At 62.3% G+C, this 22,334-nt stretch carries 25 protein-coding genes and 3 pseudogenes; 16 read left to right on the forward strand and 12 right to left on the reverse strand.

Translation table 11 applies throughout. The features are described from left to right. Positions 1–39: 39 nt before the first annotated feature. The 10 genes from LGH82_RS22005 to LGH82_RS22050 form a co-directional block, all read right to left on the reverse strand. On the reverse strand, positions 40–474 hold the full coding sequence (locus LGH82_RS22005; protein ID WP_227344735.1) for a hypothetical protein: 435 nt from the start codon (positions 472–474) through the stop codon (positions 40–42). Between the two features lie 248 nt (positions 475–722). After that, positions 723–1,754, reverse strand: coding sequence for a peptidoglycan -binding protein (locus LGH82_RS22010; protein ID WP_227344736.1), 1,032 nt, complete (start codon positions 1,752–1,754; stop codon positions 723–725). 1 nt (position 1,755) lies between these two features. Then, positions 1,756–2,781, reverse strand: a complete 1,026-nt coding sequence (locus LGH82_RS22015) for a MotA/TolQ/ExbB proton channel family protein (RefSeq protein WP_227344737.1) — start codon at positions 2,779–2,781, stop codon at positions 1,756–1,758. Between the two features lie 154 nt (positions 2,782–2,935). After that, positions 2,936–3,628 (reverse strand): PAQR family membrane homeostasis protein TrhA, encoded by a 693-nt coding sequence (gene trhA / locus LGH82_RS22020; RefSeq protein ID WP_227344738.1) that lies wholly within the window; start codon positions 3,626–3,628, stop codon positions 2,936–2,938. 84 nt (positions 3,629–3,712) lie between these two features. After that, positions 3,713–4,513 carry an inositol monophosphatase family protein gene (locus tag LGH82_RS22025; RefSeq protein ID WP_227344739.1) on the reverse strand — a complete coding sequence of 267 codons (801 nt, stop codon included), beginning with the start codon at positions 4,511–4,513 and terminating at the stop codon, positions 3,713–3,715. Positions 4,514–4,599: 86 nt separating this feature from the next. Then, the gene (gene efp, locus LGH82_RS22030) at positions 4,600–5,166 is read right to left on the reverse strand and encodes an elongation factor P (RefSeq protein ID WP_227344740.1); all 567 of its coding nucleotides are present in this window, start codon (positions 5,164–5,166) and stop codon (positions 4,600–4,602) included. Positions 5,167–5,269: 103 nt separating this feature from the next. Continuing rightward, a complete protein-coding gene (locus LGH82_RS22035; protein WP_227344741.1) occupies positions 5,270–6,304 on the reverse strand; it encodes a tetratricopeptide repeat protein in 1,035 nt (344 codons plus the stop codon). 1 nt (position 6,305) lies between these two features. Further along, on the reverse strand, positions 6,306–6,953 hold the full coding sequence (locus tag LGH82_RS22040; protein WP_227344742.1) for a thiamine phosphate synthase: 648 nt from the start codon (positions 6,951–6,953) through the stop codon (positions 6,306–6,308). Between the two features lie 84 nt (positions 6,954–7,037). Next, entirely contained in the window at positions 7,038–7,640 is a 603-nt protein-coding gene (locus LGH82_RS22045; RefSeq protein WP_227344743.1) for a PH domain-containing protein, read from the reverse strand. A 69-nt stretch (positions 7,641–7,709) separates the two neighbouring features. Next, complete coding sequence (locus LGH82_RS22050; protein WP_227344744.1) at positions 7,710–8,615, reverse strand: DMT family transporter; 906 nt, start codon at positions 8,613–8,615, stop codon at positions 7,710–7,712. A 133-nt stretch (positions 8,616–8,748) separates the two neighbouring features. On the opposite strand from LGH82_RS22050, the gene LGH82_RS22055 reads away from it, so the two are divergent. Continuing rightward, positions 8,749–9,201 (forward strand): Lrp/AsnC family transcriptional regulator, encoded by a 453-nt coding sequence (locus LGH82_RS22055; RefSeq protein WP_227344745.1) that lies wholly within the window; start codon positions 8,749–8,751, stop codon positions 9,199–9,201. 87 nt (positions 9,202–9,288) lie between these two features. After that, positions 9,289–10,058, forward strand: a pseudogene (locus LGH82_RS22060) (sulfite exporter TauE/SafE family protein). A 4-nt stretch (positions 10,059–10,062) separates the two neighbouring features. Here LGH82_RS22060 and LGH82_RS22065 read toward each other — a convergent pair. Continuing rightward, a complete protein-coding gene (locus LGH82_RS22065) occupies positions 10,063–10,614 on the reverse strand; it encodes a DUF2269 family protein (protein ID WP_227344746.1) in 552 nt (183 codons plus the stop codon). Here LGH82_RS22065 and LGH82_RS22070 point away from each other — a divergent pair. The 9 genes and pseudogenes from LGH82_RS22070 (at position 10,598) to LGH82_RS22110 (ending at position 16,313) form a co-directional block, all read left to right on the forward strand. Further along, complete coding sequence (locus LGH82_RS22070; RefSeq protein ID WP_227344747.1) at positions 10,598–10,807, forward strand: hypothetical protein; 210 nt, start codon at positions 10,598–10,600, stop codon at positions 10,805–10,807. The two genes, LGH82_RS22065 and LGH82_RS22070, sit on opposite strands and share 17 nt — an antisense overlap. Before the next feature lie 151 nt (positions 10,808–10,958). After that, on the forward strand, positions 10,959–11,336 hold the full coding sequence (locus tag LGH82_RS22075; protein ID WP_227344748.1) for a hypothetical protein: 378 nt from the start codon (positions 10,959–10,961) through the stop codon (positions 11,334–11,336). A gap of 374 nt (positions 11,337–11,710) precedes the next feature. Then, positions 11,711–12,241, forward strand: coding sequence for a DUF1465 family protein (locus LGH82_RS22080; protein ID WP_227344749.1), 531 nt, complete (start codon positions 11,711–11,713; stop codon positions 12,239–12,241). A 74-nt stretch (positions 12,242–12,315) separates the two neighbouring features. After that, positions 12,316–12,825: a crossover junction endodeoxyribonuclease RuvC gene (ruvC, locus tag LGH82_RS22085; RefSeq protein WP_227344750.1), complete on the forward strand. Its 510-nt coding sequence runs from the start codon at positions 12,316–12,318 to the stop codon at positions 12,823–12,825. 56 nt (positions 12,826–12,881) lie between these two features. Then, positions 12,882–13,151: an AbrB/MazE/SpoVT family DNA-binding domain-containing protein gene (locus tag LGH82_RS22090; protein ID WP_227344751.1), complete on the forward strand. Its 270-nt coding sequence runs from the start codon at positions 12,882–12,884 to the stop codon at positions 13,149–13,151. After that, on the forward strand, positions 13,129–13,548 hold the full coding sequence (locus LGH82_RS22095) for a type II toxin-antitoxin system VapC family toxin (protein WP_227344752.1): 420 nt from the start codon (positions 13,129–13,131) through the stop codon (positions 13,546–13,548). The genes LGH82_RS22090 and LGH82_RS22095 overlap by 23 nt, the downstream gene beginning before the upstream one ends. A gap of 10 nt (positions 13,549–13,558) precedes the next feature. After that, positions 13,559–14,176, forward strand: a complete 618-nt coding sequence (ruvA, locus tag LGH82_RS22100) for a Holliday junction branch migration protein RuvA (RefSeq protein ID WP_227344753.1) — start codon at positions 13,559–13,561, stop codon at positions 14,174–14,176. 43 nt (positions 14,177–14,219) lie between these two features. After that, positions 14,220–15,257 carry a Holliday junction branch migration DNA helicase RuvB gene (ruvB, locus tag LGH82_RS22105; protein ID WP_227344754.1) on the forward strand — a complete coding sequence of 346 codons (1,038 nt, stop codon included), beginning with the start codon at positions 14,220–14,222 and terminating at the stop codon, positions 15,255–15,257. Positions 15,258–15,418: 161 nt separating this feature from the next. After that, positions 15,419–16,313, forward strand: a pseudogene (locus tag LGH82_RS22110) (metallophosphoesterase). 24 nt (positions 16,314–16,337) lie between these two features. On the opposite strand, the gene LGH82_RS22115 reads toward LGH82_RS22110, so the two are convergent. Next, complete coding sequence (locus LGH82_RS22115; protein ID WP_227344755.1) at positions 16,338–17,588, reverse strand: glycoside hydrolase family 5 protein; 1,251 nt, start codon at positions 17,586–17,588, stop codon at positions 16,338–16,340. 134 nt (positions 17,589–17,722) lie between these two features. Between LGH82_RS22115 and ybgC the strand changes: the two genes are divergently transcribed. From ybgC to tolB, 5 genes and pseudogenes are all read left to right on the forward strand, one after another. Next, positions 17,723–18,196, forward strand: coding sequence for a tol-pal system-associated acyl-CoA thioesterase (gene ybgC / locus LGH82_RS22120; protein ID WP_227344756.1), 474 nt, complete (start codon positions 17,723–17,725; stop codon positions 18,194–18,196). A gap of 312 nt (positions 18,197–18,508) precedes the next feature. Continuing rightward, positions 18,509–19,219 (forward strand): protein TolQ, encoded by a 711-nt coding sequence (tolQ, locus tag LGH82_RS22125; RefSeq protein ID WP_227344757.1) that lies wholly within the window; start codon positions 18,509–18,511, stop codon positions 19,217–19,219. A 9-nt stretch (positions 19,220–19,228) separates the two neighbouring features. Then, on the forward strand, positions 19,229–19,684 hold the full coding sequence (tolR, locus tag LGH82_RS22130) for a protein TolR (protein WP_227344758.1): 456 nt from the start codon (positions 19,229–19,231) through the stop codon (positions 19,682–19,684). 7 nt (positions 19,685–19,691) lie between these two features. Further along, positions 19,692–20,847, forward strand: a pseudogene (locus tag LGH82_RS22135) (TonB family protein). A 40-nt stretch (positions 20,848–20,887) separates the two neighbouring features. Continuing rightward, a complete protein-coding gene (gene tolB / locus LGH82_RS22140; protein ID WP_227344759.1) occupies positions 20,888–22,198 on the forward strand; it encodes a Tol-Pal system beta propeller repeat protein TolB in 1,311 nt (436 codons plus the stop codon). Positions 22,199–22,334: the final 136 nt, after the last annotated feature.

The raw sequence follows: 22,334 nt of genomic DNA on the forward strand, positions 1-22,334 counted from the left end.
AGCCGTTTCACACTTTTCCTGGAATTGCTCTAAATGGTGTCAGCCGTTCGGGTAATGCCCGCCATCGGAGACGTCGCCGATGTTGAAGCCGCTGCCGGTGTCGATCATGAGCTTTTGGTCAAGGTGGTCGACGCGGCGCAGGAGCTGATGATATTGCGCCGAAGGTATCCGGCCATTGTTTGAGGCCGCCGTCTTCTCAGCAACCCTGCTGATGTCGGCGTCGCGCATTTGCAGGCTGTGCGCAACGGCTGGCGTAATGAGGTTCTGCTGTTCGGCGTCCTTGATGCCGCTGCTGATGCCTTGCAGCTGACCGACAATGCCGTCCACACGCGGGCCTTCGAACACGATGGGTGTGCCCTCATCGAGGGCGCCCCTGTGGTGTCCAGCCGCATAGGCGCCGGCAAATGGAATGGCGACGAGGAACGCAGCGACGGTTGCAGTCTTGAGCGATGTCCTGGAAGTGAAAGAGCGCATGGCTGCGTCTCCCTTGATTGTGGAAGGCGGCGGTTGCTCCCGTTGCCTCCCGGCCGCGGGCCGTCCGGTTCCGTCGCGTCGCGATGATGGGAGCCATCGCCTGCGGTTCTCGGCCCACGGGGAAGCTAGGACCGCTCCGCAACAATGTGTAATTAAAAAAAGATAATGTTTTCAGGCCTTGCCTGCGTCGATCTGCGCCCTAGGGTTGAAGCGTCAAACAAATTCGCGTGATATCGCGTGATAATGGATCAACGTTCGGTGAGCTTCAGTTCGATACGGCGGTTCTTGTTGCGCGCCTCGTCGGTATCGGCGGGATCGAGCGGCTGGAATTCGCCGAAGCCGGCGGCGACAAGCCGGTTGGCCGGCACGCCGTTCTCGATCAGGAACTTCACCACGGAGGTCGATCGCGCCGTCGACAATTCCCAGTTGTCACGATAGCGGCCGGTGCCGGACAGCGGCTTGTTGTCGGTATGGCCATCGACGCGCAGCACCCAGTTGATCTCCGGCGGGATCTCTTTCTGCAGCTCGATGATGGCGTCGGCCAGCTTCTTCATCTCGACCTTGCCGGCATCGTTGATCACTTCGGAGCCGGTCGGGAACAGCACCTCCGACTGGAAGACGAAACGGTCGCCGACAATGCGGATGTTTTCGCGATCGGCGAGAATCTCGCGCAAGCGGCCGAAGAAATCGGACCGGTAGCGGTTCAGTTCCTGCACGCGCTGCGCCAGCGCGACGTTGAGGCGGCGGCCGAGATCGGCAATCTTGGTGTTGGAGTCGCGGTCGCGCGTTTCCGACACGTTGAGAGCGTCCTCGAGCGCGCCGATCTGCTTGCGCAGTGCCGAAATCTGCTGGTTGAGGATTTCGACCTGGCTCAGTGCCTGCTGGCTGATCTGGCGCTGGCTGTCGAGTTCGCCCGTAAGCGCGGTGGCGCGCTGGTTGGCCACGTCGCCGGCGCCGGCGCCCTGCGACAGCAGCTGTTCGAGCCGGCTTTTTTCCGCTTCGGCCGCCGACAGCGATGCCTGCATGTTGGCAAGCGAATCTTCCTTGTCCTGCGCCGTCGAGCGCTCCAGTGCCAGAAGCTGGGTCAGTTCGTTGATCTGCGAGTTGAGGCGGTTGAGCACCGTGTCCTTGCCGGAGATTTCGCGGCCGAGCAGGAACTGCGCCAGCACGAATACGGTGAGCAGGAACATGATCGCCAAAAGCAGCGTCGACAGCGCGTCGACGAAGCCTGGCCAATAGTCGATGCGGCGATCGGTACGCCGGCCACGTGCCAAGGCCACGTCAGTGCACCCCAGGCTTCTTCAGGGCGTCGGCGATCTTCTCCAGCGTGTTGCGCATCGCCTTCTGCTCGTCCGACTGGGCTTCGACCCAATCACGCATGATCTGCTGTTCCGAGCGCATGTTCTTCACCAGGCCCGAAATGCCGTCGGCAAGATTGGCCATGGCGGTGGCAACGCGTGGATTTGAACCGCCGCCGTTCTCCTGCATGCTTCGCAACCTTTCCGACAGGACGCGGATCTCGTCGGAGGATTCAGTCTTGGCCGGATCGGAGACGACGATGTCGGACGACAGGTCGGTGACCGAGGACAGCCAGTTTTCGAGCTCGGTGTAGAAACGCGTCTGGGCGCGACCCGCCTGCAGGTCGAGGAAGCCGAGCACCAGCGATCCCGACAGGCCGAACAGCGAGGACGAGAACGCCGTGCCCATGCCGGCCAGTGGCGCGGAAAGCCCCTGCTTCAGCGAATCGAGCACCGCCGCGGCGTCGCCGGTGCCGGGATCGAGCGACTCGATGGTCTCGCGGATCGAGGCGATCGTGTTCAAAAGGCCCCAGAAGGTACCGAGCAGGCCGAGGAACACCAGCAGGCCGACGAGATAGCGCGATGTGTCGCGGCTTTCGTCGAGGCGCGTGGCGATGGAATCGAGCATGGTGCGCATCGAGCTGGTCGAGAAAGCCATCGATGACGAGCGACCGATCATCGCCTTCATCGGCGCCAGCAACACCGGCTCGGTGGTCTCGGAACCGGCACGGAAGGAGTTGACCCAGCGCACTTCCCTAAACAGGCGTCCGACCTGGACGAAGGCCAGCAGGATGCCGACGACGAGCACGCCGACGATCAGGCCGTTGAGGCCGGGATTGGTGACAAAGGCCGTGGAGATCTGGCGGGTCAGGATCGCGGCGATGAACGCGACGATCACCAGGAAGATCACCATGGTCAGAAGAAAGACCTGCGGGCTCGACAATTTATGGGGGTCGTAGACCAGGACGTCGGAACGCCTGCCCATGCCGAAGGATTTGAGTAAAGCCATCCGTGCCCCGTTTCCGATACCGCCGATCACGTTTAACGTGACTCTAAACGCAATTGTGACCAAATTGAATGGCGCTTGGCAATATTGCCCAGCAGGATGCCGAATACGAAATCCGCATCAGCGCGAGCGAACCTCGGATTCGAAGCCAGCATGATCAGAACCGGTTGATCACCAGGCAATCAACCATGGCGGCAAGATGCAGGCCGGCGCCAGTGACGACAAAGCCATGCCAGAGCGCATTGTGGAAGCGCAGCGCCTTCCAGGCGAAGAAGATGACCCCACAGGAATAGACGATGCCGCCGGCAACGATGAGCACGATCGAAGTCGTCGGCAGCGTCTGGACAAGCGGCTTCACCAGGATGATGCCGCTCCAGCCGATGGCCAGATAGAAGACAATTGCCATCCGGTCGAAACGGCCGGGAAGAAGCACCTTGATGGCGATGCCGATCACAGCCGCCGTCCACACAAGGGCAATCATCCACCTGGCCAGTGGCGAGCCGTCGAGCTGAGCAAGGAAGGGTGTGTATGTCGCGGCAATCAAGAGGTAGATGGCGGCATGATCGAAGCGCCGCAATATCCACTTGGCCGGGGAGGATACCGGCCACAGATTGTAGGCCAGCGAGGCCGACAGAACCGTTAGCAGCGAGATCACATAGAAGGCTGCCGCGATGTACTCGCCGGGCCCGGTGTGGAAGGCAGCCAGCGCCAGCAGCGCCGATCCGGCCGCGATTGCCAGCACGATGCCGACCGCATGGACGATGCCGTCGGCGATCATTTCAGCGCGCGAGTAATGCCAGCGTCCGACGAACGGAATGGGGGTATCGAGGTTTTGCTGGCTGTCGCTCACTGCCTGGTTTCCTGCGTCACCCTCATCTGGGCGGTCGCAGGGCAGTATTTCAAGGTTTGGTTGCGGTTTTGCGACTGCGGCGCTTCAGCGCGGCGCGAGCGGCTTCTTCACGGTTTTCAGCAGCGCGCGATGAATGACCTCGTTGCCTGCAACCACCGAGCCATTCTCCAGCATATCCTGTCCGCCGGCCATGTCCGACGCGAAACCACCTGCCTCCCGGATCAGCAGAAGGCCGGCCGCGATGTCCCAGGCCGACAGGCCGGTTTCCCAGAAACCGTCCATGCGGCCCGCGGCGACGTAAGCGAGGTCGAGCGAAGCGGCGCCAAGGCGGCGGATGCCCGAAACCTCGGCCATGACGTTGCGCAGCTCGATGAGGAAATTGCCGTGCTGGCCGCGCCCGAGATGCGGCACGCCGCACCCGATCACCGCGTCGACCAGTTTGGCGCGACCGGCGACGCGCAGGCGGCGATCGTTCATGAAAGCGCCACCGCCGCGTTCGACCGTATAGAGCTCGTCCATCGCCGGGTTGTAGATGACGCCGGCAACGATCTGGCCCTGGCGTTCCAGGGCAATCGAGATGGCGAAGATCGGAATGCCATGCAGGAAGTTGGTGGTGCCATCGAGCGGGTCGACGATCCAGCGATGCTGGTTGTCGTCGCCTTCGACGACGCCACGTTCTTCCATCAGAAAGGAGTAGCCCGGCCGCGCCTTCGACAGTTCGGCGAAAAGGATGTCCTCGGCCTTGCGATCGGCCTGGCTGACATAATCGCCGGGGCCCTTCAGCGAGACCTGCAGGTTCTGCACCTCGCCGAAGTCGCGCGACAGCGAGCGGCCGGCCTTCATGGCGGCCTGAACCATAACGTTGAGAAGTGCGGAGCGTGCCATCGTGCTTCTTCCTGCTGCTGCGCTTTAAGTTCTGTCCCGATGCATGTCGGTGACCCAAAACCGGGGCCACTTTTTGGCGACATGCATCAGTCGGCGCGGCGCACGTAGGTGATTTCGTTGGTATCGACGATGATGCGTTCGCCAGCACCGATGAATGGCGGCACCAGAACGCGGATGCCGTTCTCGAGTATCGCCGGCTTGTAGGACGAAGCTGCTGTCTGGCCCTTCACCACCGGGTCCGCCTCGGTGATGGTCAACGTCACATAGTCGGGCAGCGAGATGCCGATCGGCCTCTCGTCATAGAGCTGGACGGTCACCATCATGCCGTCCTGCAGGAACGCGGCGCGATCGCCGACAAAGTCCTTGTTCAATTCGAGCTGCTCATAGCTCTGGGTGTCCATGAACACCAGCGCGTCTTCCTGCGCGTAGAGAAAGGAAAAATCCTTGAGGTCGAGGCGGATCTGCTCGACGGTCTCCGCCGAGCGGAAACGCTCGTTGAGCTTGGTGCCGTTGATGAGGTTCTTCAGCTCGACCTGATTGTAGGCGCCGCCCTTGCCTGGCTTGACGGTGTTGGTCCTGACCGCGACCCACAGCCCGCCATCATGCTCGATGACATTGCCGGGACGGATTTCGTTGCCGTTGATCTTGGCCATTGTGATTGGATCCGGAGTGAGATGATCGCCGGGGAAGGCGATTTCGGCCTCCAAGACCACAAAACGCCCGAAGAGGCAAGGGAGCGAGGCGAGGCACCGGCTCTCAGGGCAGGCGATTCGCCCTCTGCAGCGCCTGCTTCGTCTGGTCGTCCGACAGGCCCTGCAGGAAGTTGTCCATGTCCGGATCGATGAGACCGGCGCGCCGGGCGACGATGTACCAGGCGCCGGCAAGGATGAGATCGGGATCGGCGCCAATGCCGTTCATGTAGAGTTTGGCGAGGCGATTGCGGGCGGCGACATTGCCGCCCTCCGCGGCCTGCTTCATCCAGCCGAAGCCGGACTTCAGGTCGCGGGCGCCGCCACGGCCTTCAATCATCCAGGCGCCGAGGTCGATCTGCGCCGTGTCGTAATTCTGCCTCGCGGCCTGGGTCAGCAGGCGGCGGGCTTGGGCGTCGTCGCGTTGCTTGCCGCCGACGCCGTTGGCATAGATCTGGGCCATCGCGTATTGCGCATCGGCAAGGCCGGTCGCGGCGGCGCGTTCGTAGTAGGGCACGGCCTTGCTGATGCCAGCGTCGCCGGGATCCTGCTGGACAAGCAACTGCGCGAAATTGAATTGTGCCAGCGGGTTACCGGCCTCGGCGGCAGCCTGCATCAGCGCATAGGCGCCCTTCTCGTCCTTCTTCACGTAGCGGCCATCCAGCAGCATCAGCGCATACTGGAACTGCGATTCCGGCACGCCTTGTTCGGCGGCAAGCGCGTACCACTTCGCCGCCTCGGCCGCGTTCTGCTGTACGCCCAAGCCGCGTGACAGTATTTCGGCCAACAACGTCTGGGCCGCCGGATCGCCGTTCTGCGCGCGGGGCAGCGCCAGATCATAGGCCGTCTTGTAAAGCCCTCGCTGAAAGGCCCCGTAAGCCTGGTCCGCTGGTTTCGCGCCAAAGCGGTCGGGGTTGATCGCGTCGATCGACGGCGGCTCGTTGGTAGTGGCGGGCTGGGGCAGCGGCGTGTCGATCGGCTTGTCCGTGTGCACGCCGGCTTCGGGTCTGGCCTGCGGCAACGGCACGGGTTCCGCGGCACCGGCGGCCTGCACCATGAACAGCGCAAGCAGGGCCTGGAGGGGAAGCGTCGCCGAGGCCACGTCAGTCCTCGAAACGCGGCGCTGTTTCATCGAGCAGTGCATTGGCGCTGGCGATCGCCGTCTTCGGATCGACGCCGTCGGCGAAGACGGCACTGGACAGCGCCACGAATTCGCAGCCAGTGGCGGCCACCGCTTCCACCGAGGCGATCTCGGATCCGGCCATGACAATGCAGGGGATCTGGATCATGTCGGCCCACCATCGGCCAAGCGACAGGTTGCGCGGATGCGGCTCGGGCTTGTTGTCGTAACCGAAGCGACCGAAGAAGATGTAGTCAGGCCGGGTTTCGCCGAGCTCAAGAGCGTCGTCCCTGGTCTTGGCGCCGCCGGCGCCGACCATCAGTCGTGGCTGGAAATGCTCGATCGTCTCGGCAAGCTCGTCCTTGCCGACCTCGACATGGATGCCGTCGGCCTGGACGCGACCGGCGATGCGGGTGTCGCCCGCAATGATCACGGCGATGCCCGCGGCTTGCGCCAAGGGTACGACCTTTTCGGCGAAGGCCTGGAAGGACGCCTCGTCCATGCCGTTCTCGGGCAGGATGAGCGAAGCGATGTCGCCGCCATCGAATGCCGCGCCTATAGTGGCGGCGGACGCGCCGGGCGGCGCGATCAGCACGATGCGGCAGCGATTGGGGGGCATTGCGTCATTCATGGTTTTTCGATCCCGGTTTTCGCCTATGCCGGGCGAAGATGGTTGGATTGCGGCATAGAGCAAAGTGCGGGGATTGAACAGGCGCTAGCTGTCAGGTGACAGCCGGCGATCGGAACGAAGGGCATCGCTGGCTTTCGTTATGAGGTCGAACACTTTCGACGGCTCTTTGATGCCGAGAAATTGCGGGACGGGATCCAGAGCCGGCGACCAGCTGCCAAAACTCTGATAGCGGCCCCGAGACCAGCCGCCCGGACTTCCAAAGGATGATGCCGCCGCGCCGAAGCGCAAACTGCCGCGCTCCGCTCCCTCGCCGGTGAGTTGGATATCGGGGAGACGCTCCAGATCGATCGATGTGAAATTGAAGAAAGGGGCGCTACGCATGATGAGAATGCGCTTGTCCGTGACCGCATAGGAGATGCGTCGCCTCAGCCATGCGTCGACCGCAAATCTGCCAAAGACAAAAAAGAGTCCAATGCAGATGAACATCGCTCCCCATGCATCGAAGAAAAGCGGCGCGCCCTGCCTTGTCGCCGTATAGGTCCAGAAAATAGCAAAGCCGCACCAGAGCAGGCTGAACGGAATGAGAAACATATCGCGACCGGTGAACAACACACCCTGCGCGGGAATACCGCTCCACAAGATGCGTTCGCGGGGCAAGAGTCGTCTCTGAAAGGTTCCGACGTCCATGCCCCACCCCTCGTATGCGCCTATGCTTTCATCGCATGAGTCCTGCTTCCGGTGCAAATCCACGGTGCTTCATCTGCTGGTCTCAACGGCTTGCGGCAGTGTTTTTGACTTCCACAAGGACCAGCCGAGGTTCATGCCGGCCGCGGCGATCAGGATGGCCAGGGCGCCGACGATCTGTACGGCTTGCAGCCGATGGCCGAAGGCGACGACATCGACCAGGATGGCGACCACCGGATAGATGAAGGACAGCGAGCCCTGCAGATATGTCGGCAGTTTCTGGATGGCGCCGTACATCAGAATGTACATCAGCCCGGTATGGACGATGCCGAGTATGGCCAGCATGATCCAGCTCCGCGCATCGGTCGGCGGATGGGTGAGATTGGCGAAGGGCGCGAGCATGACAATGCCGACACTGACCTGAATGAGGGCGATCAGCTGTGGTGGCGTGCCCTTGAGTTTCTTGGTGACGATGGCGGCGACGGCCCAGAAGAAAGCCGCGCCCAGCGCCATCAGGATCCCGACAAAATAATCCGTACCGCCATAGCCGGCGTCAGGCTTGGCCTGCACGATCAGCACCATGCCCGCGAAAGCCATGCCCAGCCAGGTCAATTTTGTCAGGGTCAGCCGTTCGGAAAAGAACAAGGCGCCAAAGGCCACCAGCATGAAGGGCTGGGTATTGTAGACCGCGGTGGCGACGGAGATCGATGCGCGCGAGAATGAACCGAAAAGCAGCAGCCAGTTGATGACGATGGCAGCGCCGCCCAGAGCCGCCATGGCCATGATGCGCGGCGGCGGTGCGTGGCGCAACAATCCCAGCGCCGCGCAGATGACCAGCAGCGTTACCGCGCCGAAAGCGCAACGCCAGAACACGACGTCCAGCACGGGTTGGCCGGAGAGGACGACGAACCACCCGATCGTGCCGAGGATCGCCATCGCCGCCGTCATCTCGATCGTGCCGCGTACCGTATTGTCCATGAAATGCTCCTGAAACTGCCGCAGGCCTGACAATCTCACGCAGGGTCGGCGCTTTCCATAATTTTGAGAAGGTGATATCCAGATAATGCCTAATTAAATAAGGCATGGTCGCCTTTCTCCCGCGGAATGTTAAATGCTTGATGACCAGGACAGAAAGCTCCTCGATATCCTGCTCAAGGATTCGCGAACCTCGCTCAAGGACCTGGCTGCCCAGGTCGGGTTGTCGTCGCCGAGCGTTTCGGAACGGCTCCGCCGTCTCGAGGATCGCGGCGTCATCAGGGCCTTCACCATCGACATCGATCCGCAGGCTCTCGGCTATACGCTGCAGGCGATCGTTCGCATCCGGCCCTTGCCGGGCAAGCTGCATATCGTCCAGAAGCTGATCGAGGAGATCCCCGAATTCGGCGAATGCGACAAGGTGACGGGTGACGACTGCTTCGTCGCCCGGCTGTTCGTGCGCTCCATCGGCGACCTTGACAGCATCCTCGACCGCATCGCCGACAAGGCCGAGACCAGCACCGCCATCATCAAGGCGCAACCGATCCGGCGACGCCCGCCGCCGCTCGCCCCTGTCCTGGATGTGTGACAGTCCCCGCGCATATTTGCCGTCGCGGCATTGCGGTTTCTGGGCTATTCAAGCGTGGATACGTTTTCCTCCAGCCTTTCCCTTTCCATGACAGGTCTGCTCGCCGATCCGTGGTTCTATGCCGCCGCCATTCCAGCGGTCATTCTCGTAGGCTTGTCCAAAGGCGGCTTTGGCGGCGCGGTGGGATTCGTCGGCGTGCCCTTGATGGCCCTGACCATGCCGCCGGTGCAGGCCGCCGCCATCCTGCTGCCGATCCTGTGCCTGATGACGTCGCCTCGGTATGGACATGGTGGGGCGTCTATGACCGCCAGATGCTGGTCGACATGATGCCCGGCGCCGTCATCGGTATCGGCCTTGGATGGCTGACAGCGGCTTTGGTCACGGAAGAGGCGGTGCGGCTGATCGTCGGCTCGGTCGCCATCATCTTCGTGCTGCGCTGGCTCTATCTGCAGTTTCGCCACGGCTCCGATCACGCGGCCAAGCCCAACCGGGTGGCCGCGGCGGTCTGGGGCACGGTCGCCGGTTTCACCAGCTTCGTCGCCCATGTCGGCGGTCCGCCCTTCCAGGTCTACGCGCTGCCGATCAGGCTCGATCCGAAGGTGCTGTCCGGCACCGCGGCGATCTTCTTTGCCGCCACCAACGCGCTGAAGCTCATCCCTTATTTCGCGCTCGGCCAGTTCGACACCGCCAACCTGACGGCTTCAGTGGTGCTGATGCCGCTGGCACCACTCTCGACCATCGCCGGCGCCTGGCTGGTGCGGCGCATGCGGCCGGAAATCTTCTACCCGTTCACCTATGCGACGGTGGCGGTCGTGGCGGTGAAGCTGCTGTGGGACGGGATCGCTGGCCTGATGTAGGCGATCAGGCGACGCGCGGTGTCAGTCGCCGTGCCCCGCCGAGAGACAGAGTGAGACCGATCGCCAGGATCGCCAGCATGCCGACGAGGATAGCGATGTCGCGCACCGTTGGCTTCAGCACCATGTCGGCGACGATCACCAGCATCACCGAATAGTCGAAGCATGCGGCGGCGATAATGCGCTGGCCATGGGCAAGGGCTCCCGGCGTCACGCCGTCCCTGTCGATCATTGCCGCCATCTTTTCGGCTGTCGGCTTGAAGATGAACATGCCGACGCAGAAGGTGGTCAAGTAGCCGGCAAGACCGATGATGATCCACAGGTCGGAAAAGCCGACCCAGAACCAGCACATGACCAGCCCGAAGGCCAGCGTCAGTATCGACAGTGGCGCAAACAGCTTGCCGCCGAGCTCACCGGTGGCCCGCATTGCCTGAAGCGTTGCCGCCAGATCGCCCGCGCGATCGGCGAGGAATGCCAGCAGCATCAGCGTGAAGCCGCCACCCACCCAGACCGTGGCCGATACGATGTGCAGGAACTTGACGATGGAATACCAGTCCATGGAGCTCTCCCCGGATGTTGCCCATGATCGCAAGCGGCGCAGGATTCTTTGCTCGTCGCCGTTTGCGATCAACTGGCTTTTTGCGCGGCTCCTGTTTCGTGACGATGTCGTGTGCAAGCGGGATTTGTTTCGGCCCATCGTGCCGCGTTGCGATCCGCAATTGGCTGCGTGCGCGGCGGTGTTTCTCTGCTAATGTAACAGCACCGGGCGGGGCCTGGCGCCGGGCGTCATCGTCCAGAAACATGGCCGATGCTAGTGCGCCGGTGCCGGGAGACCGGTGGCGGAACGACCGCCTGTTCAACCCATTCCCGGGACGGGAAAAGGCAATTCGGGGGACCAGACCAATGCAAGGGGTAGCAAGGAATTTCTTCACGCTGGCCATCATCTATTCGCTGTGCGGGATGGCGCTCGGCCTTCACATGGCGATCAGCGAGGACCATGGCCAGATGCCGACCCACGCCCACACGATGGTGGCCGGGTGGCTGATGTCGGCGGTATTCGCCTTCTTCTACCACCTGTTTCCGGCTGTCGCGAAAAAGACGCTTGCCGTCGTCCATTTCTGGCTGACTGCAATCAGCGGCATCGGGCTCATGATCGGGCTTTACATGATGCTTGCCGGCCACCCGGCGATCGAGCCGGTGCTGGGAATATCGTCGATGGCTTTCTATGCGGGGATGCTGCTGTTTGCCTTCATCGCATTGCCGGCGATCTGGAAGCCTTGAGGGGCCTGATCCGGCCATGAAGCCTGTGCTGTTCCGGTACAGCCAGGCGCCATTTGGTCGAAAAATGCGCATGTCATTAAGGGTTCATTAAGCTTTACAAGCGTTTACTATGTGCATCCAGTGATCTGGATTCTTACCGAGTGGTTGGAGCCACTTTGTTTGACGCCTCCCTGTTAAACTCCTGAGAGCCGCCTTACCCGCGGCTCTTTTTTTGTCCGATTTCCGGCCGTTTCCCCGCCGTTAACCGTTTGTTAAACATGTGCTTGCCTTCGCCAACTACGAGGCGCATTTTCAATGCTTCAGTCGTATAGGGTGCTGGGCGCGACGGCAATGAAGCCTGACCAGCCAGCTGTTGGAAGTGCAGGGGCGTATTGATGAACGAGCCTTCGAAGGCAAGCGCGAATACCGTCAAGCTGGCGGAACGTCGTGTCTTTTCCCAATCCTTCAAGCCCCTTTACCAGGAAGGTATGGGCCTGGTCGAACAGGCGGCCGAGTATCTCGACGGCAAGGGCCGGGCCGAGGCTAAGAAACTGTCCCGGCTGGCGGCAACACTCTATGCCGCCGAATCGATGCGGTTGACCACCAGGCTGATGCAGGTCGCCTCCTGGCTTTTGTTGCAGCGTGCGGCAAACTCCGGCGAGATGACCCGCGATCAGGTTGCGTCTGAAAAGTCCAAGGTTCGTCTCGATACAGCTTCCGCCCATGATGAAGCGGCGGGCTGGGCCGAACTGCCCAATGATTTTCTCGACCTCGTCACCCGCTCGCTGCGCCTGCAGGCGCTGGTGCGCCGCATGGATGAGGAAATCTACGGCGGCGCCATCGTTGATGCGTCCTTCGCGGCTCGCCGCGTCAACCCCGTCTCCGACCAGATCACGCTTTTGAACACCGCCTTCGGCCGCGGCTGAGTTCAATCGTTCTTTCGTTTCCGGTTTGTTCACATTTCGCTGGCATCGCTTGCCACCGGAGGTAAAGTTGGCAGATGGCGGAAGCGATTCGCATCATAGGTATCGATCCGGGGCTCAGGCGCACCGGCTGGGGCATCGTCGAGAGCCTCGGCAATTCGTTGCGCTTTATTGCTTCCGGCACCGTGCGCTCCGAAGACAAGGCGGCGCTGGCCACTCGCCTGTGCCAATTGCATGATGGGCTCGCCGAAGTCCTGCATGCCGCCATGCCGCACGAGGCGGCCGTCGAACAGACTTTCGTCAACAAGGATGCGGTAGCAACGCTGAAGCTTGGGCAGGCGCGCGGCATCGCCATGCTGGTGCCGGCACGCGCCGGCCTGGTCGTCGCCGAATATGCTCCAAATGCCGTCAAGAAGGCGGTGATAGGCGTCGGCCATGGCGACAAGAAGCAGATCCACATGATGGTGAAGGTGCTGTTGCCGAAGGCGACTTTCGACACCGAACATGCCGCCGACGCCCTGGCAATCGCCATCTGTCACGCGCATCATCGGCAGAGCGTCGCCTACAGGATGGCGCTTGCAGGCTAGCGATGTTCTTGACTTGTTCACGCTGCGAGGGTAAGTAATACCTCAGAGGTATTACCATGCGCGTAACCACCAAGGGGCAAGTCACGATCCCCAAGCCGATAAGAGACCATCTGGGCATCGGCCCGGGCTCCGAGGTGGAGTTCGTGGCCACCAACGGGGGCGTTCAACTGGTTGCCGTCAACGAGAATCTCACCGAGGATGAGAAATTGCGCAGGTTCAACGATGTCCTTGACCGGATGGAGGGGACATTGGATCTGGGAGGCATGACCACCGATCAGTACATGGAGTGGTTGAGGGGCCCGCGTGAAGATCTCGACGTTGATTGACACGAATATCCTGATCGATGTTTGGGGACCAGCCGGCCCGCTGACAAAATGGTCAGCGTCTGCAATTACCTTTTGCCGCCGCGACGGTGCGTTGGTCGTCAATACCATCGTCTGGTCTGAATTGGCGCCGCTGATCGCGACGGAGACGGCGCTGCGAAAAGCAGTCGACATGCTGGAGATACATCGCGAACTTGTACCTTGGGACGCCGCATTCCTTGCGGGCGTCACGCATTCCCGCTACCGCCGGGCCGGCGGTGTTCGTGAAAGAACCTTGCCTGATTTCTTTATCGGTGCTCATGCGATCGTTGCCGGACATCGTCTTTTGACCCGCGACGCCGCTCGGTATCGCAGTTATTTCCCGGACCTCGAGATTATCTCTCCGGAATCCCATCCATGAAAGCTGGCGCATGATCGGCAAACTCAAGGGCACGCTGGACGAGATCGATGAAGACCACTGCATCGTGGATGTGCATGGCGTCGGCTATGTAGCTTATTGCTCGGCACGCACGCTGGCATCGCTGCCGACTCCTGGCGAGGCGGTGGTGCTGTTCATCGAGACCTATGTGCGCGAGGACATGCTGCGGCTCTACGGTTTCCGGTCGGCGCTGGAGCGTGAGTGGTTCCGGCTCCTGATGACAGTACAGGGCGTCGGCGCCAAAGTGGCATTGGCCATGCTGTCGACGCTGGCGCCCGCTGATCTCGCCAATGCCATCGCGTTGCGCGACATCGCCATGGTCAGCCGGGCGCCAGGCGTCGGCAAGAAGGTGGCCGAGCGCATCGTCACCGAACTGAAGAACAAGGCGCCGGCCTATGCGGGCACCGCCTCCGACACCATTGGTCTCAAGCAGGAACTCGGCGAGGGTGTCGCGTCGGCACCGATCACCGATGCCGTCTCGGCGCTGGTCAATCTTGGCTATTCGCGCGACACCGCCGCTAATGCGGTGGCCGCCGCGCTGAAGACAGCCGGGGAAGATGCCGACGCGTCGAAGCTGATCCGTTTCGGCTTGAAGGAACTGGCGCGGTGAGGCGTCGCTTGTTCCGCTCCTTGCCCTATGCAAGGAAGGCTGCATGAGCCTTTCGCCCCGCCTGATTGCGCCCGAGAAACGCGGCGAGGACGCCGACCAGACCTTGCGTCCGCAGACGCTCGCCGATTTTGTCGGCCAGGCGGCGGTGCGAGCCAATCTCAAGGTGTTCATCGAGGCCGCCAAAGGCCGCAACGAGGCGCTCGACCATGTGCTGTTCGTCGGGCCGCCTGGTCTCGGCAAGACGACGCTGGCGCAGATCATGGCGCGCGAGCTCGGCGTCAATTTCCGCTCGACCTCCGGACCAGTCATCGCCAAGGCCGGCGATCTCGCGGCATTGCTCACCAATCTCGAAGAAGGCGACGTGCTGTTCATTGATGAAATCCATCGGCTCAGTCCGGCGGTGGAGGAAATCCTTTATCCGGCGATGGAGGATTTCCAGCTCGACCTGATCATCGGCGAGGGGCCGGCGGCGCGGTCGGTCAAGATTGATCTTGCCCGTTTCACCCTCGTCGCCGCCACCACGCGGCTTGGCCTGCTCACCAATCCGTTGCGCGACCGTTTCGGTATCCCGGTGCGGCTCAATTTCTACACGGTCGAGGAGTTGGAGCAGATCGTGCGGCGCGGCGCCCGCATCCTGCAGATGCCGCTCGGCGACGACGGCGCGCTGGAAATCGCGCGGCGCGCGCGCGGCACGCCGCGCATCGCCGGCCGGCTCCTGCGTCGCGTGCGCGATTTCGCGTCTGTCGCAGGCGATGGTCATGTCAACCGGCAGGTCGCCGACGAGGCGCTGACCCGGCTCGAAGTCGATACACTCGGCCTCGACGCGCTCGACCGCCGCTATCTGTCGATGATCGCGCGCAATTTTGGCGGCGGCCCGGTCGGTATCGAGACCATCGCCGCCGGACTTTCGGAGCCGCGTGACGCCATCGAGGATATCATCGAACCCTATCTGATCCAGCAGGGCTTCATCCAGCGCACGCCGCGTGGCCGCGTGCTGACGGCCAATGCCTGGCGACACCTCGGGCTCGACGCGCCGAAGGACCTGGCACAACAGCAGATCAACCTGTTCCAGGAAGAGTAGCTGTCCGAGCGATCGGTGGCGCGATTTCCATCCGGCGCCGTGCATCCGTCAAACGCCTGCGCAAAAACTCCTGATCCCCACCGGTTTACCGACGTATTCGTGGGTTTAAACGGCGCTCAATGTCGGGGTGATTCACTCCGATCAAGGGCTGGGGCTGAGCCGTGATGACCAGACGCGGGTTCCTACGCCTTATCGGCGGTTCATTTCTTTCCGTCGCCTCATTCAGCGCCTATGCTGTCGGCATCGAGCCGATGCTGCTGACCCATGTGAAGCGCTATGCGTTGACGCCGCCAAACTGGCCGGCCGGCTTGCGGCTGCGTATCGTGGCGCTTGCCGACATTCATGCCTGCCGGCCGTGGATGCCGCCCGAGCGAATTGCTTCCCTTGCCGAACAGGCGAACGCGTTGCAGCCGGACGTAATCGTCCTGCTTGGCGACTACATCGCCGGTATGCGCTTGATGGCGGAGCCGGTGGCGGCATCCGAGTGGGCCTCGGCGCTGTCCGGTCTCAAAGCGCCGCTCGGTGTCTGGTCGGTCCTGGGCAATCATGACTGGTGGGAGGACCCCGCCGCGCAGCAGGCAGGGGCGGGGCCGACGGTGGCGGGCACGGCGCTCGAGAACGTTGGCATCCGCGTCCTGGAAAACGATGTCGTGCGTCTGGAAAAGGACGGTCACGGCCTCTGGCTTGCCGGACTTGCCGATCAGAAGGCCCTGCTGCCTGGCAGGGGCCGCAGCCGGGTCAAGGGATTGGACGACCTTGACGGCACAATGGCAAAGGTGACGGATACGTCGCCGGTCATTCTGCTCGCGCATGAGCCGGATATATTCTCGAAAGTGCCGTCGCGCATTTCGCTGACCCTTTGCGGCCATACCCATGGCGGGCAGGTACGGATCTTCGGCTATTCGCCGATTGTGCCTTCCCGTTTCGGTAACCGTTATGCCTATGGCCATGTCGTGGAGGCAGGCCGCAACCTGATCGTCTCAGGTGGACTGGGGTTCAGCAGATTGCCGGTGCGGGGGCGTTCGCCCCGAAATCCTCTCGATCGACCTTGGCTGACCGTCAGCCTGGACTGCCATCACCTCAGTGCAGTCCCCTGATCGTCTCCATCACATCCGACTCCGCCTTCTCGCTGTTGAAGGCATCGACGACACCGAAGGCGCCGCCATAGCTCCATACCGACCATGAGAAGCCGTGCGCTTCGGCGCGCTTGATCATGTCCTTGACATAGGCCGCGCGGTATTGGCCGGGCATGATGTAGGGATTGCCATATTCCTGGCGGATCATGCCGAATTCGCCCAGCGTGATGTTTTCAGGTTTGATGCCGTTGGCCTTCGCCCAGGCCTCGACGCGCTCGAACGGCGCATCCATCAGGCTCAGCAGCTTGTCAGGGGTGTCCATGCTGGCGACCTGTTCGTCGAGATAGGCGAGCAAGCCGCTCTGCCGCAGCCACGGCGCCTTGGCCTTGATGCGGGCGCGGATCGTGTCGAGCGTGGCCTCAAGTTCGGCACGTGGCACCGCGCTGAGCGGGTAGGGCAAGCCGGTCACGTAGGGAATGAAATCGCCGGCCCAGGTCGCGCCCTGATGGGTGAGCAGGAACGGATCGTAGGAGTGGAAGGTCCAGATGATGTTGTCGTCGGCAATTGCTTTCGGATCGATCTTCGCCAGTGCCGTCGAACTGGAATAGCAGGCGCCGGTCAGGATCAAGGTGAGCTTCGTGGCCGATGAACGCGCCGCCGCGAACAGTCTCTGCTGGCGCTCCGGCCACAGGCTGGTGCCGTCGGCGTCGCAATCGACGACCGGCTCGTTCATAGGCTCGAAGGCGACTTGCGTCGGGTCCTCCGCTGCCAGGGTGCGTGCCATCTTCCTGGTCATCTCGACATAGGCATCGAAGATCTGCGGGTCGTCCATCACCTCGGCCATGCCGATCTTGCGGCTGCCGCCGGACGGGATCAGGTGCATGTCGACGATCACCTTCAGCCCGGCGCGGTTGATCATGCGCACCGAGTCCAGCACGCTGGCATAGAGATCGTCGCGCAGCGCCAGCGTCTTGTCGGACAGGAAGGGCGAGGGGTCGACGGGCATGCGCAGGAAATCGAGGCCGGCATCCTTCAGCGCCTTGAGGTCTTGATCCTTGAGGAACTTGCGCCATTCCGGGTAGGGCAGGATGGCCTTGGGATCGCTCCACTGCTCCTCGCCCACCCATGTCGTCCACTGGTCGAGATTGAGGCCGCGCTTCATGGAAAAGGTTGCGGCATGGGCGGGCAGCGCCAAAGCGCTCAGCAGCAAAAGCGCCGTCAACAAGGTCTTGATCATCGCCGTCAACAGTGCCATCCGGGTTCCTGCGCCAAACCAGTGCGTGTTGCCCAAAAGTGCGCAGCGGTTTCGGGACAACGACACGCACAGAGGAAACCACCTAAAGCGTGCCGCGTTTTAGGTGCCCCGTCGGGATCAAAAAGGGAAGCGCTATGGGCGATCATGGTGAATCGGCGACCCTGTCGGCAGGCCTTTCGGGAGCGCTGACGGAATTCGGCCACCGGCTGATGGCGCGGGTCTACTATGCCGACACCGATTTTTCCGGCGTCGTCTATCATGCGCGCTATCTCGAATTCTTCGAACGCGGCCGTTCCGACTATCTGCGGCTGACAGGGGTTCATCACACCGAACTCGCCGACGGCAAGCATGGCGAGAAGATCGTCTGGGTGGTGCGGCGCATGGAGATCGATTTCCGCGGCTCGGCACACATCGACGACATCCTGACCATCGACACGCGCACCGAAGACATTTCCGGCGCGCGCATCTTCATGGCGCAGCAGCTGAAACGCGGCGACGAGGTGCTGGTCGAGGCTCGGGTCGAGGCGGCGATCATCGGCGAGAACGGCCGGCCGCGACGCTTTCCCAAGGAGTGGGTGCAAGCGTTCATGCCCAAGGCCGCCAGCTAGAATTCTTCGTCTTGGCCATTGCTGGCCGCGTTCGCGGCGCCAGTTTGAGCGGATCACCGTCGGTTCGCGATGGCGCTCGGGCGCGTCAATGCGCCGCGCCTTATGGGCTAACCCATCCTTAACCATAACGGTTCATGAAGAGATTGGTGAAGATTGGCGGAATCCAAGCGCCTTCCTTTCACCAACATTTGCCCCGAAAAGGCCGCCAACGGTGCATTTCGGGGTTATTCCGCAAGCTTGACGCGAACGGACCACAAGGGATGCCCATGGGCCAGCCGCCAGCGATGCCCGGAAAATCTTAAGGACGTTACCATGGAAAATATCGCACTCGCCGAACCGGGCGCGCAATTGTCGATTTGGGCGCTGTTCATGCAGGCCAGCTGGGTGGTCAAGCTGGTCATGATCGGCTTGCTCTGCGCCTCGGTATGGACCTGGGCGATCATTGTCGACAAGCTCGTCGCCTATGCCCGCATGCGCGCGGCGCTCAATCGTTTCGAGCAGGTGTTCTGGTCGGGGCAGTCGCTGGAAGAGCTTTACCGGACGCTGGCCGACCGCAAGACCACTGGCATGGGCGCGATCTTTGTCGCCGCCATGCGCGAATGGAAGAAAAGCTTCGAGAAGGGCGCAAAAACGCCACTCGGGCTGCAGACGCGCATCGACAAGGCCATGGACCTGGCGCTGACCCGCGAGATGGAAAAGCTGGAGGGGCGTCTGGGGTTCCTCGCCACCACCGGCTCGGCGGCGCCTTTCATCGGCCTGTTCGGCACCGTCATTGGCATCATGACCTCGTTCCAGGCGATCGCCGGATCGAAGAATACCAGCCTTGCCGTGGTCGCGCCCGGTATCGCCGAGGCGCTGCTGGCCACCGCCATCGGCCTGCTCGCCGCCATCCCCGCCGTCATCGCCTACAACAAGCTGTCGTCCGACGCGAGCAAGATCGCGGTGCGCATGGAAGGGTTCTCCGACGAGTTCTCCGCCATACTCTCGCGCCAAATCGATGAAAAAGTCGCGCCGAAGGCCTGAGGAACGATCATGGGAATGTCAGTTGGCGCAGGTGGTGGACGTGGCGGGCGCGGTCACAGGCGGCGTGGCCGTCACCACGCATTGATGTCGGAGATCAACGTCACGCCGATGGTCGACGTGATGCTGGTGCTGCTGATCATCTTCATGGTCGCGGCGCCAATGCTGACGGTTGGCGTGCCGATCGACCTGCCGGACACCCAAGCCAAGGCGATGAACGCCGACACGCAGCCGATCACGGTTTCGGTGAACCAGGCCGGCCAGATCTATCTTCAGGAAACCGAAATTCCGATCGAAGAGATCGTGGCGAAACTTCAGGCGATCTCCAAGACCGGCTATGAGGAGCGCATCTTCATACGCGGCGACAAGAGCGCCGACTACGGCACGGTGATGAAGGTGATGGCTCGCATTTCGGCGGCCGGCTACAAGAATATCGGTCTGGTTTCACTGCAGGAACAGGGTCAATAGACGCAAGATGAGGACCGGCTTCACCACATCGGTGATCTTGCATGCGGCGGTACTGGTCTTTGGCCTGTTCACGCTGTCGGCTCCGGCTGCGCTGCCTCCGTCGGATGTCGAGTCGATCGCGGTCGACATCGTGCCGGTGGAGGCCGTCGCGCAGGTCCTGCAGGGCGACAAGAAGGCCGTGGTGCATGAAAAGCCCGCACGTGCCCACCCAGCGCCCGGACGTCGTGCCGGACGCGCGGAAGGTCGGAGAGAACAGCGTCGATACCGACAAGCCGATAACGCCGGAAGCCAAGCCGAAGCCGGTCGACACGACGTCGGCTCCGCCGCCCGCGCCGACCCCGATCGAGAAGCCGAAGCCCGAGGACGTGCCGAAGCCGCAGGAAAAGCCGAAGCCCATTCCTGCAACGGAAGTGGCGCCGGCGCCGCAGCCGAAGGAAGAGGTGAAGCCCGAGCCGGTCAAGCAGACGGATCCCAAGCCGACACCGGCCAAGCAGCCGACGCCGACCCCGCCGGATGAAAAGACCGCCGCGATCCAACCGACGCCCGAGGTCAAGCCGGATGCCGTCGCCGAGGCGATAGCGCAGGATCCGCCCACCGAGACCACAAAGCTTCCGGACTCGGCTCCCGCGCCCGAGGCCCGCCCGAAGCCGCAGCCGGCACAAGCCGAAAGCGCCAAGGCGCCGGAGCGCAAGGACGCCGACAAGCCGGTCAAGGAAGCCTCGTCGAAGCCGAAGTCGGATGACAAGCAGTTCAATGCCGATCAGATTTCAGCTCTCCTCGACAAGCAGAAGCCGTCCGGTGGCGGAGCCAAGCGCTCGACCCAGCAGGCATCTCTCGGAGCCGACAAGGATCAGGGGCAGAAGCTCTCCAAGTCGGAAATGGGAGCCCTGGAAAGCCAGCTTGGCGGTTGCTGGATCCTTCCTGTCGGTCTTGAGGGGTCGGAGAGCTTCGTCGTGGTGGTCCGGTTCAATCTGAACGTTTCCGGCAAGCTGGATGGCCGGCCAGCCATCGAAAAGTCGAGCGGAAACCGTCAGTTCGACGAAAGCGCCGTGCGCGCCGTCCAAAAATGCGATGTGACCGGGCTGCAAGTTCCCGCAGGCAAGCAAGACATCTGGAATGACGTCCGCGTTACCTTTGATCCGAGGGAAATGCTTGGCCTGTAGGCCGAGCGCCCGCAAAATCAGTTAAGAGAAGCGAGAAGACATGAAATCAATCCTCAAGCCGCTCCTGATGGCCGCAGCAATGGCGATGGGCATGACCGCGGCCGGCACGTTGCCGGCGCTCGCGCTTGTCGAGCTCAATGTCAACAAGGGCAATGTCGAGCCTCTGCCCATCGCCATCACGGATTTCCAGGGCGGCGACGCGCTTGGTGCCCAGATATCGCAAATTGTCACGGCTGACCTGAAGCGCTCGGGCCTGTTTGCGCCGATCGACAAGAGCGCCTTCATCGAAAAGATCACCAATCCGGATGCGGCGCCGCGTTTCGACGACTGGAAGGTCATCAATGCGCAGGCGCTGGTCACCGGCAGCGTCAGCAAGGAGGCCGATGGCCGCATCCGCGCCCAGTACCGGCTCTGGGATACGTTTGCCGGCCAGCAGATGTCGGGTGAGCAGTTCTTTGCCAACGATGCCAATCAGCGGCGCGTCGCCCACATCATCGCCGACGCCATCTACGAGCGGCTGACCGGCGAGAAGGGCTATTTCGACACGCGCGTCGTCTTCATCGACGAATCCGGCGCCAAGAACGCGCGCAAGAAGCGTCTTGCCATCATGGACCAGGACGGCGCCAATGTTCGCTACCTCTCGGACGGCAAGTCGATCGTGCTGACACCGCGTTTCTCGCCGAACCGGCAGGAAATCACCTATATGTCCTATGAGAGCGGCCAACCGCGGGTCTATCTCCTGCAGATCGAGACCGGGCAGCGCGAACTGGTTGGCAATTTTCCCGGCATGACCTTCGCGCCGCGCTTCTCGCCCGACGGCCAGAAGGTGATCATGAGCCTGCTGCGCGACGACGGCAATTCCAACATCTTCGCCATGGATCTGAGAAGCCGCTCGACGACGAGGCTGACCAATTCGACCGCCATCGATACGTCGCCATCCTATTCTCCGGACGGCAGCAAGGTGGTGTTCACCTCCGATCGTGGCGGCCGCGCACAGATCTACGTGATGGGTGCCGATGGTTCCGGACAGACCCGCATATCCTTTGGCGACGGTGTCTATTCGACGCCGGTGTGGTCGCCGCGCGGCGACCTCATCGCCTTCACCAAGCAGACCGGCGGCGAATTCCAGATCGGCGTCATGAAGACCGACGGCTCGGGCGAGCGCATCCTGTCCTCAGGCTTCCAGCAGGAAGGGCCGACCTGGGCGCCGAATGGCCGCGTGCTGATGTTCTTCCGCGATTCCGCCGGTGGGCCGAAACTTATTTCGGTCGATCTCACCGGCCGCAACGAACAGTCGATCCCAACCGCGAATTTCGCATCGGATCCGGCTTGGTCGCCGCTGTTGGAGTAGTTTGCAAAAAAGCACAATGACTTCGGAAAGGGGCCTTTCGGGCCTCTTTTCATGCCTTGGTCGCGTTTTGGCCGCATTTACGCCTACGGTCCGCGCCAAATGTGACCTCGATTGGACCGGCTGCGGACGGCGGCCG

Source organism: Mesorhizobium sp. PAMC28654 (assembly GCF_020616515.1).
Taxonomy (GTDB): Bacteria; Pseudomonadota; Alphaproteobacteria; order Rhizobiales; family Rhizobiaceae; genus Mesorhizobium.